General features: G+C 65.6%; 6 protein-coding genes and 1 riboswitch. Of the genes, 5 read left to right on the top strand and 1 reads right to left on the bottom strand.

The window, feature by feature from the left end:
- Positions 1 to 197 precede the first annotated feature (197 nt).
- Positions 198 to 1,775, bottom strand: coding sequence for a BCCT family transporter (locus QMZ26_RS09975; RefSeq protein WP_283221359.1), 1,578 nt, complete (start codon positions 1,773 to 1,775; stop codon positions 198 to 200).
- 138 nt (positions 1,776 to 1,913) lie between these two features.
- A riboswitch (TPP riboswitch) is annotated at positions 1,914 to 2,015 on the top strand.
- 83 nt (positions 2,016 to 2,098) lie between these two features.
- On the opposite strand from QMZ26_RS09975, the gene thiC reads away from it, so the two are divergent.
- The 5 genes from thiC (at position 2,099) to QMZ26_RS09950 (ending at position 11,194) form a co-directional block, all read left to right on the top strand.
- The gene (gene thiC, locus QMZ26_RS09970; RefSeq protein ID WP_283221358.1) at positions 2,099 to 3,895 is read left to right on the top strand and encodes a phosphomethylpyrimidine synthase ThiC; all 1,797 of its coding nucleotides are present in this window, start codon (positions 2,099 to 2,101) and stop codon (positions 3,893 to 3,895) included.
- A gap of 124 nt (positions 3,896 to 4,019) precedes the next feature.
- Positions 4,020 to 4,691, top strand: coding sequence for an ion channel (locus QMZ26_RS09965; protein ID WP_079223143.1), 672 nt, complete (start codon positions 4,020 to 4,022; stop codon positions 4,689 to 4,691).
- A gap of 258 nt (positions 4,692 to 4,949) precedes the next feature.
- A complete protein-coding gene (locus QMZ26_RS09960; protein WP_283221357.1) occupies positions 4,950 to 7,265 on the top strand; it encodes a winged helix-turn-helix domain-containing protein in 2,316 nt (771 codons plus the stop codon).
- 115 nt (positions 7,266 to 7,380) lie between these two features.
- Positions 7,381 to 8,280 carry a helix-turn-helix transcriptional regulator gene (locus QMZ26_RS09955; RefSeq protein WP_283221356.1) on the top strand — a complete coding sequence of 300 codons (900 nt, stop codon included), beginning with the start codon at positions 7,381 to 7,383 and terminating at the stop codon, positions 8,278 to 8,280.
- A 49-nt stretch (positions 8,281 to 8,329) separates the two neighbouring features.
- Positions 8,330 to 11,194 (top strand): TonB-dependent receptor, encoded by a 2,865-nt coding sequence (locus QMZ26_RS09950; RefSeq protein ID WP_283221355.1) that lies wholly within the window; start codon positions 8,330 to 8,332, stop codon positions 11,192 to 11,194.
- Positions 11,195 to 11,235: the final 41 nt, after the last annotated feature.

The raw sequence follows: 11,235 nt of genomic DNA, 5'->3' as shown, positions 1-11,235 counted from the left end.
GGTCCCGCCTGCGCTCCACGAAGCGCAGGCAGCCTGAACACCCCTTGAGAGTGTCCAGAAATGGTTGACCACCACAGGTTCACGGCGTGTCCTGCCCACCCACACCGCCCCGCCCAACCAGCAGCAACCCAGAGCCGCTTTTGATCTTGCTTCGGCTTTTGCAGGTGCAGGGCTGCAAGCCCTGCAAAAAAACACCCTCAATCCGAATCCTGCGCGCGCGCCGCCTCCGCCTGCGTCTCTTCCTGCGCCGCCATCTCCCGCGCAATCCACGCATCGATCATGTGCCGCTGGCGCTGCGCCTGCCGCCGCTCCCGCGTGTACTCCTCATCCAACACCCGGTACAGCGACACCATCACCAGCACCATCAACAGCGCGAACGGCAGCGCCGCAATCGTGATCATCCCCTGCAACGCATCCAGGCCGCCGGCCAGCAGCAGCGCCCCGGCAATCAGCGCGATGCCCACGCCCCAGGCCAGCTTGCGCTTCAGCGGCGGATCGCCCGCCTCGTCGGTCGACATGCTGGCCAGCACCAGTACCGCCGAGTCGGCCGAGGTCACGAAGAAGATCATCAGCAGCACCAGCGCGATGCATGACAGCAGCAACGGCATCGGCATGCTGTCGAACAGGGTGAACAGCACCGTCTCGTAGCCATTGCCCAGTGCCTGCACCAGATCGGCGTGGCCGAAGATCTGCGACCAGATGGCCGTGCCGCCGAACACCGAGAACCAGAAGAAGCCCAGCAGCGTCGGCGCCAGCACCACGCCCACCACGAACTCGCGCACGCTGCGCCCGCGCGAGATGCGGGCGATGAACGAACCCACGAACGGTGCCCAGGAAATCCACCACGCCCAGTAGAAGATCGTCCAGTCGGCCACCCACGTGCTGGACGAGAACGGCGACATGCGCAGGCTCATCGTCACCAGCTGGTTGAGGTAGGACCCCAGCGTGGTGGTGAAGGTATTGAAGATCGCGCCGGTCGGGCCGAGCACCAGCACCAGCGCCAGCAGCAATGCCGCCAGCGCCAGGTTGAAGTTGGACAGCCACTTGATGCCCTTGTCCACGCCACTCAGGGTGGAGGCCATGTACAGCACGAACGCGACCGCGATGATGGTCAGCTGCAGCGGCACGCCGGCATGCAGGCCGAAGATGCGCTCCACGCCGGCGCCGATCTGGATGGTGCCGAAGCCCAACGTGGTGGCGACGCCGATCGCGGTGGCGACGACGGCGGCGATGTTCACCACCTTGCCGATCCAGCCGCGGTGGTGGCGGCCGATGATCGGCTGCAGCATGTCACTGACCAGGCCGCGTCCATTGCGGTTGAACTGGAACCAGGCCATCGCCAGGCCGATCAGCGCGTAGATCGCCCACGGGTGCAGGCCCCAGTGGAAGAACGCGTAGCGCATCGAAGCGCGCGCCGCTTCCATGCTTTCAGGCGCCAGACCTTCCGGTGGCTTGCTGAAGTGCGAGATGGGCTCGGCCGCGCCCCAGAACACCAGGCCGATGCCCATGCCGGCGGCGAACAGCATCGACATCCAGCTGGCGCGCGAGAATTCGGGTTCGGCATCTTCGCCGCCGATGCGCAGGTTGCCGAAGCGGCCGAACGCCAGGTACATCAGGAACACCAGCGCGAGGAACACGACCAGCAGGTACAGCCAGCCGATGCCGCGGATGAGTTCGCCGAGGATGCTCTGCACGACGCTGTTGAAGGGGCCGGGAGCGACACCGGCGAGCAGCACCAGCAGCAGAACCAGTGCAATGGAAACGCGAAACACCATGAAGGAGCTTCTCCGATCAAGGGATTGAGGAGAGCGAGCCAGAGCTTGCAGCGAGTGCCGCGCATGCGGCACCGCATCACGTTACTGAACGGAATGTCATCGTTCCGTTAACGACGGTCGCTCTGTGTTCTAATGCGCGGCAAGAAGCGGGGGTACCGCGGCCTGGTGGTCGCGGTTGAGATAGTCCCTTGGAACCTGATCCGGCTCATACCGGCGTAGGGAAGCTTTGCAGTGCAGCCGTGCCCGGAGTCCGCCCAAGGACCGTCCGGGCGCGGTGCGCAGTGCGCCGCCGCTTCGTCCCTGACCTTTCTGGACGATGCCCGATGAACGCACAGCTTTCCGCCCTGCAGCAACAGGCCCAGCAACTCTCCGCCTCGGTGACCGAGCCGATTGCCGGTTCGCGCAAGATCCACGTGCCCGGCTCACGCCCGGACCTGCGCGTGCCCATGCGCGAAATCGTGCTGGCGCGCACGCCCGCGCTGTTCGGCGGCGGCGAGAACGCGCCGGTCACCGTCTACGACACGTCCGGCCCGTACACCGATCCAGAGGTGCAGATCGATCTCTCCGCAGGGCTGCCGGCGTTGCGCCGTGGCTGGGTGGAGGAGCGTGGCGATACCGAACAGCTTGATGGCTTGAGCTCTGCGTTCGGCCGTGGCCGCGAACACGATGCAAAGCTCGACCCCGTGCGTTTCCCCGCGCGCAGCCTGCCGCGGCGTGCGCGTGCCGGTGCCAACGTCACCCAGATGCATTACGCGCGGCGCGGCATCATCACGCCGGAAATGGAATTCGTCGCCATCCGCGAAAACCAGCGGCTGGAAGCGATCCGTGATGCTGTGCTGCTGCAGCAGCATCCGGGGCAATCGTTCGGCGCTGCCATCCAGAACATCATCACCCCCGAATTCGTACGCGATGAAATCGCCCGCGGGCGCGCGGTGCTGCCCAACAACATCAACCACCCGGAAAGCGAGCCGATGATCATCGGCCGCAACTTCCTCACCAAGATCAACGCCAACATCGGCAACAGCGCGGTGTCCTCGGGCATCGCCGAAGAGGTGGAGAAGCTGGTGTGGGCGATCCGCTGGGGCGGCGACACCGTGATGGACCTGTCCACCGGCAAGCACATCCACGAAACGCGCGAGTGGATCATCCGCAACTCGCCGGTGGCGATCGGCACCGTGCCGATCTACCAGGCGCTGGAGAAGGTCGACGGCCGCGCCGAAGCGCTGACGTGGGAGATCTTCCGCGACACGCTGATCGAACAGGCCGAGCAGGGCGTGGACTACTTCACCATCCACGCCGGCGTGCTGCTGCGCTATGTGCCGCTCACCGCCAGCCGGGTGACCGGCATCGTCAGCCGCGGCGGCTCGATCATGGCCAAGTGGTGCCTGGCGCACCGCAGGGAAAACTTCCTCTACACGCATTTCGAAGAGATCTGCGAAATCATGAAGGCCTATGACGTGACCTTCTCGCTGGGCGATGGACTGCGCCCGGGCTGCATTGCCGATGCCAACGACGCGGCGCAGTTCGGCGAGCTGGAAACGCTGGGCGAACTGACGAAGATCGCCTGGAAGCACGATGTGCAGACCATGATCGAAGGCCCTGGCCACGTGCCGATGCAGCTGATCAAGGAAAACATGGACAAGCAGCTGCGCGAATGCGGTGAAGCGCCGTTCTACACGCTGGGGCCGCTGACCACCGACATCGCGCCGGGCTACGACCACATCACCAGCGCCATCGGTGCGGCGATGATCGGCTGGTTCGGCACGGCGATGCTCTGCTACGTGACGCCGAAGGAACACCTGGGACTGCCCAACCGGCAGGACGTGCGCGACGGCATCATGGCCTATCGCATCGCGGCGCATGCGGCAGACCTTGCCAAGGGCCATCCCGGTGCGCAGGTGCGCGACAACGCACTGAGCAAGGCACGCTTCGAATTCCGCTGGGAAGACCAGTTCCACCTCGGCCTGGATCCGGAAAAGGCCAAGGCTTTCCACGACGAAACGTTGCCGAAGGATGCACACAAGCAGGCGCATTTCTGTTCGATGTGTGGCCCGAACTTCTGCTCGATGAAGATCACCCAGGATGTGCGCGACTACGCCGAGGCCGGTTGGCAGCGGTAGCGCCGGGCCATGCCCGGCGAGCGCAGCGGTCTGTGGAAACTGCCGGGCACGGCCCGGCGCTATCACCGCGCATGCGTCACGCTGCACCGGCTATCCTCGCGCCATCGACCAGGGGAAGGACGCCATGCCCGTTGCCATCACCACCCGCTGGCTGGCCATCGCCCGCCGTCATCCTTCTGCCTGGTTGCTGGGTGCGCAGCTGATTGCCGTGCTGCTGTACCCGGCGCTGGATGACACTGCAGGCGGGCGTGCCGCACTCGGCGTGTTCGGCATGGCCGTGCTCGGCCTGGCGCTGTGGGTGGTGCAGCGCAGCCCGCTGGGAACATGGCTGGCGCTGGTGCTGGCCATCCCGTCAGTGGTGTTTTCCATCGCCGGTGCGCTGCTGGACCGCCCGGCGCTGGGCACCACGGCGCAGCTGCTGGAAAGCCTGCTGTATTTCTATACGGCAGGCGCGTTGATCGCCTACATGCTGCAGGACCACAAGGTCACCCGCGATGAACTGTTCGCTGCCGGTGCCACGTTCACGTTGCTGGCGTGGGGATTCGCGTTCGCATTCGCAGTGTGCCAGCAGTGGTATCCGGGGAGTTTCCAGGGCAGCGGAGAGGGCCCTCAACGCACGTGGATGGAGCTGCTTTATCTGAGCTTCAGCTTGCTGTCGGGGGTAGGGCTCAGCGACGTCGTTCCGCTGCATCCGCAGGCACGCGCATTGGTCATGCTGGAGCAGTTTTCCGGGGTTATGTACGTCGCTCTGGTGGTTTCGCGACTGGTCGGCCTGACCATGATCCGGCGGCTCTGAAAATGAACGTCAGATAAAAATTTCGCGCCCAGAAGGGCGCGAATGATGTTGCTGCTTATGTGAATGCGTCGGCGAGAGAGAGCCTGATGTCGTCCACGCGTAGGCGAGGTAACCTGCATAGGCTAATATTCGTCGGCTTGGTTTTTTTTGCGGTATGCGCTGATGCTTTTTGCGGAATCTGGCTTCTCGCTGTGCCCCGGACTGAGTGGTATCGACCCATCGTTGTTTCCGTGGCCCGTTTCAAACCTGTAGCAGCAGATGACCAGCAGCGAAACCCAGCCGCCTGAAGCCGATCGCATACGCATCGGCGATTGCACCGTGACATTGTCCTCGCGAGAGGTCGATGTCGTGGGCGCGCGTCGTCCGCGTCGGCTGACGCCGAAGGCGTTGGGCGTGCTTCGCGTGCTGCTGCGTCAACCCGGGCGCGTGGTCACGCGCGAAGAACTGTTCGCCGAAGTGTGGCCGGATACGCTGCCGACCAACGATGTGCTGACCCAGGCTGTGACGCAGTTGCGCAAGGCGTTCAGCACCGACCAGGACAACGGCCAGGCGTACATCGAAACCATCGCCAAGACCGGCTATCGATTGCTTGTACCGGTGCAGGTGCTGGCCGATGCAGCGCCGGAAGGCGTGGAAGACGCAACGCTGCCGCTGGCTGATGCCCTCGATGCTGCGCTGGTAACGCCGCCGCCTGCTGCGCCGTCGCTGGCACGCCGTCGCTGGCGTTACTGGCGCCGGCGCCTGCTGCTGGCGCTGGGCATTGCCATGTTGCTGGCGTTGCTGGTGATGACCGTGCTGCTGGTGCGGCGTCCGTCCCCGGTGAGTTCGCCGGTGGATGCCGCCGTGGAAGATGGCACGCGCGTGATCGGCAGCCCCGAGCGCCCGTACCGGCTGATCACCGCAACCGCTGGATTCGAGACCTATCCCACGCTGTCGCCGGACGGTTCGCAGGTCGCCTATGAAGGCGCCAACGAGGACGGCAAGGGCGGCAACGCGATCAAGGTGCAGACCTCCGGCAATGCGCCGGCGCGCCAGCTGCTGTCGCCGCCGGAAGGTGCCAACGACCGTTTCCCCACCTGGTCGCCGGATGGCCGCGAGATCGCCTTTGCGCGTTTCGGCGCTGGCGGCAGCTGCCAGGTGCTGGTGGCCAGTGCCACGGGCGGCGCGCTGCGCCAGGCCACCCGCTGTGATGGCACCGAACTGCTGAGCTTCGACTGGACGCCTGATGGCCGTGGCCTGGTGTTCGGCAGCATGGTGGGCCGTTACGCCCATCGCGGCATCCGCGTGCTGGACCTGCCTACCGGGCAGTGGCGTGCGCTCGATTACGCCGTGGACGAGGACGATTTCGACTACGCCCCGCGTTACTCGCCGGACGGCCGCTGGCTGGTGTTCGTGCGCAACCCGCAGCTGGGCGATCTGTGGCGTGTGCCGGCTGCGGGCGGCACGCCCGAGCAGTTGACCAACGAGGCGGCGGAACTGCGCGGCTGGGCCTGGCTCGGCGATGGCCGCAGCATCGTGTTCGGCCGCCGCGTGGACAGCGAAGCGCGCCTGTACTACCTGGACGTGGCACGGCGCACCCTGCGTGATGCCGGCCTGGATGATGCGCAATGGCCGGCGGTGTCGCGACGCGGCGACATGCTCGCCTTCGTCCATCGCCGCGCCCAGTTCGGCGTGTTCAGGGTGCCGTCGACCGGCGCCAGCGAGCGCCTGTTTGCCTCCAGTGGGCGTGACGGGCAGCCGATGCTGGCCCCCGATGGCCACCAGATGGTCTTCAGTTCCGACCGTTCCGGCAGCTTCGCGCTGTGGTGGGCGGACCTGCAGCGGCCTGATTCGCTGCGGCCGATCGAAGGGCTGCGCCCGGAAGCCCGACAGGCCCCGGACTGGTCCGAGGACAGCCGCCAGGTGCTGGTGGTAGGCCGCGATGAGCACGGCAACGCGGTGGTCTATGAGATCGCTCCCCGCGACGAGCGGCTGCAGCTGTTGCCGGTGCCGGTCGAGCAGCCCCTGCAGGTCCTGTACGGGGCAAACCCGGATCAGCTGCTGGTGCTGGAGCGCGATGCGGACCAGGCCACCCGCTTGAGCCTGTTCGACCGCAGCAGCCAACCGTGGCGGCGCCTGGCCAGCGTGGAAGGCGTGTCCCAGGCCCGCTTTGACCGAAGCGGCGGGCGCGTGGTGTTCACCCGCTTGGCCGCAAGCGGGCTGTGGTCGATCGATCCGGCGCTGGCGCCGGACAGCGTCCAGCAGATCAGCCAGGACCGGCCCAGCCGCTGGCGCTACCGGACCTGGACCGTGGCGGGGCAGGGCGGCGTCGATTACCTGGGCACCAGCAATGCCTGTGCCACCACGCTGGTGCGCATGCGCGATGGCCAGGAGCAGCCGGAGCGCTGCCTGGATGCGCAGCGGTTGAGTGCTGGCAATGGCTTGAGTGCCAGCGCTGACGGAAACGACCTGTACCTCGCCCTGGCGGTCAGTGACGGCGCCGACATCGGCGTCATGCGCCTGCCCCGGCAGCCGCCGCCGCTGTTTCCGGCCTTCAGCAAGTTCATGATTTTCAAAGAGAATGGGCCTTCGTAACTTCTTCGTGGGGATCTCGTCGCGAATTCGTGGCGATCTCGTCAGACTTTCCTGACGCGGAGGCACCTGATTGGGCAAAACGGTGGCCTGTACTTGGCAAATCCGTGGTGCCTCCATGCGTCAACTCTCCCTGGCCGATCGCGGCCAAACCGTGTCCCTCGACAAGGCCATCGACGACGTCTCGCCGACCTGCCTGGGCGTGGCCCGTCTCGGCAGCCTGCAGACCTCCGGCACCAGCTTCACGGTGTGGATGCAGGTGCGTGGCACCTCCTGGGTCGAGGCGAAGGAAGGCCGCTTCCGGCTGCGCCAGGGCGAATGGATCGCGTTCGAGAAGGAATCGCGCCCGCTGGTGCAGGCCGGCCGCAACGGCCTGTGCGTGGGCCTGAGCCTGAACGCCGAATCGCTGCGCGTGCTGGCCGAGATGGCCGACTGCGGCCTGTACGCAGGGCGTGGCCGGATGAGCCGCAGCGACGCCCGTGTCGGCCTGCGCCTGTGGCGTGATGCGCTGGCCAATGGCCTGCCGGCGCCGGCACTGCGCCCGCTGCTGCTGCACCTGGCCGGCCTGCAGCGCAGCATGGCGGACAACGTGCAGCGTTGCCCGGGCCGCTCGCGCAGCCGCAAGCGCCAGGTATTCGGCCGCATGCAGCGCGCCCGCCTGTACCTGGAAGGCAACAGCCACCGTGTGGTGCGCATCGGCGAACTGGCCGAGCTGACCAACTTCTCCAGCTGGTACCTCTCCAAGACCTTCCAGAGCCTGTACGAGGAAAGCCCGCAGTCGCTGTCCGCACGCCTGCGCCTGGAGCGTGCCGCAGACCTGCTGCGCGACACGGACATGATGGTGGGCGAGGTGGCTGCCGCCAGCGGCTTCGACAACTGCTGCAGCTTCGCCCGCGCCTTCCGCGCGCGCTATGGCACCTCTGCTTCGCGTTTTCGTGAAAACGGCGCGAAGCTTCCGCCACAATCAGCAAAGTCTCCGGGTGTGTCGCGCAAATACAGCGCTGCAACGCAATCGTAACGTGCTGGGGTGTTTTAACACGCTGCTAACACGTACCTTGGAGAGATTGATGAACTTCCGTAATCCCGCAGTGCGTCTCGGCCTGCTGCCGGCCGGCATTGCGCTGGCGCTGACGCCTGCGTTCGCTTCCGCCCAGGAAGCGGCTTCTGGCACCACCGACCTCGATCGTATTTCGGTCACCGGTTCGCGCATCCGCGGCGCCGCCATGGAGACGCAGCAGCCGATCCTGACGATGACCCGTGAAAGCCTAGAAAAGCAGGGCTTCTCGAGCGTCGCTGACGTGCTGAACAACCTAACTTCGGCCGGCTCCCCGGCCATCTCCCGTTCGGAGTCGCTGGCTTCGGGCGAGAACGTCGGCGGCTACTACGTCGACATCCGCAACCTGGGCGCCGAGCGCACCCTGGTGCTGATGAACGGCAAGCGCCTGGGCGCTTCCACCTCCGGCCTGCAGGACCTGAGCCAGATCCCGATGTCGGCCGTTGAGCGCATCGAGATCCTGAAGGACGGCGCGTCCTCGATCTACGGTTCGGATGCCATCGCCGGCGTCGTGAACGTGATCACCCGCAAGAACTTCGACGGTGGCGAAGCGCAGGTCTACGTTGGCCAGTACGGCGACGGCGACGGCGACACCGAAACCTACTCGATGACCCTGGGTGCCCGCGGTGAGCGCGGCAGTCTGACCCTGTCGGCCGAGTACAACAAGCAGGATCCGGTGTGGGCCAAGGACCGCTGGTACAGCCGTGATGGCGCGCTGGGTCCGAACTCGACCTCGGCAGACTGGAGCCCGGTCAGCCAGAACAGCACCTGGTGCAACCCGACCCTGTACAACTGTGCAGACGGCAAGACCGCGGTGTGGCAGACCCTGAACCAGGGCGGCGACCCGACCAACGCAGCCGACTACCACGAGCTGACCGAAGACGAATACGCCAATGCCAACCAGCAGATGACCCTGCTGACCGGCGTGAAGCGCAAGTCGGTCTACATCAACGGCACTTACGACTTCACCGATTCGATCAGCCTGAACACTGACCTGCTCTACAACGAGCGCCAGACGTTCCAGCAGATCGCCGGCTATCCGTACCAGTCCGCTTCGACGGACATCAACACCCCGCTGAGCGGCAGCAGTGCCTTCAACCCGGTGAAGGGCCAGGACGTCAGCTTCCGCCGTCGCCTGTGGGAAGTGCCGCGCACCACCGACAGCCAGCTGAAGACCCTGCGCTTCGCGCCGACCGTCAGCGGCTACTTCGACTTCGCCGGCAAGACCTTCGATTGGGACGTCGGCGCACTGTGGAACCGCAACGAGTCGATCAAGACCAACCGCGGTGACATGAGCCTGATCGGTGCCCGCCAGGCCCTGGGCGCTTCGTACATCGACGACAACGGCGTTGCCCAGTGCGGCGTCAAGGGCGTGCTGGACCCGTCGCTGTCGGGCTGCCGCCCGTGGAACCCGCTGCTGCCGTACGGCGTTGCAGGCCAGGGTTCGCTGGCTGACCCGGAACTGCAGGACTTCCTGTTCCCGACCTTCACCACCCGCGGCATCACCAAGACCACCAGCTTCACCGCCAACCTGGCCGGTTCCATCGTGACCCTGCCGGCCGGTGACCTGGGCTTCGCCCTGGGTGTCGAGCACCGCAAGGAAGAAGGCAGCTACGTGCCGGACGCCTTCGCACAGTCGGGCCAGTCCACCGGCCTGGGCCAGAAGCCGACCCGTGGTGAGTACGATCTGAACGAGGTCTACCTCGAACTGAACGTGCCGCTGCTGGCTGACGTGGCCTTCGCCAAGGAACTGACCCTGAACGTTGCCAGCCGTTATTCGGACTACAGCAACTTCGGTGGCACCACCAACAGCAAGTTCGGCCTGACCTGGCGTCCGATGGACGGCCTGCTGGTCCGCGGCACCTACGCCGAAGGCTTCCGTGCTCCGACCATCAACGATCTGTACGGTGGCCTGAGCTCGAGCTTCGAGTCGTACATCGATCCCTGCGGCATCACCGCTCCGGGTTCGGTCAACGGCAACGCAGCGTGCAACTCGGCCGGCGTGCCGGTCGGTTACACCCAGGTGGGCCAGGCTGGCAAGGTCTGCTCGACCCTGCCGTGCCAGTCGGGTGACCAGTTCATCTCCGGTGCCAACCCGAACCTGAAGCCGGAAACCTCGAAGAGCACCACCTTCGGCCTGGTGTGGAGCCCGCAGTTCGTGCAGGGCCTGGATCTGTCGCTGGATTGGTACAAGTACGAAATCAGCGACATGATCATCGCTGACAGCGTCGACCGCATCCTGCGTGACTGCTACGTGCTGGGCAACTCGGCCCGTTGTGCGGACGTCGTCCGTGGCAATGACGGCCACGTCAGCGCCATCACCTACGGCACCGCCAACCTCGGCAAGATGGAAACCGAAGGTTTCGACCTGGGTGTCAAGTACCGCCTGCCGGAGCTGGCCATCGGCCAGTTCAACATCGACTGGACGACCAGCTACATGTCCAAGTACGACGAAGAAGGCCAGAACAGCGACGGCGACACCATCACGATCGGTCGCGTCGGCGAAGCCGGCCTGTTCCGCGTGCGTTCGAACCTCGGCGTCAACTGGCAGTACGGCGATTTCGGCGTGAACTACACCGCTCGCTACTACTCGGGCATGAAGGAAGGCTGCATCGACACCGGCGAGTTCTGGTGCAATGCGCCGAACCACTACGCCAACGGCGAGGCTGACCCGCTGCGCAAGACCGGCTCCAACACCTTCCACGACCTGCAGGTCAGCTGGAAGGCACCGTGGGACGCCACCATCGCCCTGGGCGCCAACAACGTGTTCGATCACAAGGGTCCGCTGATGTACTCGGCCCCGAACTCGGCGTTCGCCTACTACGGTGGCTTCGACGTGGGTCGCTTCCTGTACATGAAGTACACCCAGCGCTTCTGATCCATCGAAGCGTCGCAATACGTACGTAGTAGAGGAGGGCG

This window comes from Stenotrophomonas sp. PFBMAA-4, assembly GCF_030053215.1.
Classification (GTDB): domain Bacteria; phylum Pseudomonadota; class Gammaproteobacteria; order Xanthomonadales; family Xanthomonadaceae; genus Stenotrophomonas.
Note: the sequence above shows the minus strand (reverse complement) of the source record. Positions and strands in the feature narration are given on the sequence as shown.

Bases quoted from the DNA above. Each gene is read 5' to 3' on its own strand.
- QMZ26_RS09975 (WP_283221359.1), bottom strand. From the start codon at position 1,775: ATGGTGTTTCGCGTTTCCATTGCACTGGTTCTGCTGCTGGTGCTGCTC.
- thiC (WP_283221358.1), top strand. From the start codon at position 2,099: ATGAACGCACAGCTTTCCGCCCTGCAGCAACAGGCCCAGCAACTCTCC.
- QMZ26_RS09965 (WP_079223143.1), top strand. From the start codon at position 4,020: ATGCCCGTTGCCATCACCACCCGCTGGCTGGCCATCGCCCGCCGTCAT.
- QMZ26_RS09960 (WP_283221357.1), top strand. From the start codon at position 4,950: ATGACCAGCAGCGAAACCCAGCCGCCTGAAGCCGATCGCATACGCATC.
- QMZ26_RS09955 (WP_283221356.1), top strand. From the start codon at position 7,381: ATGCGTCAACTCTCCCTGGCCGATCGCGGCCAAACCGTGTCCCTCGAC.
- QMZ26_RS09950 (WP_283221355.1), top strand. From the start codon at position 8,330: ATGAACTTCCGTAATCCCGCAGTGCGTCTCGGCCTGCTGCCGGCCGGC.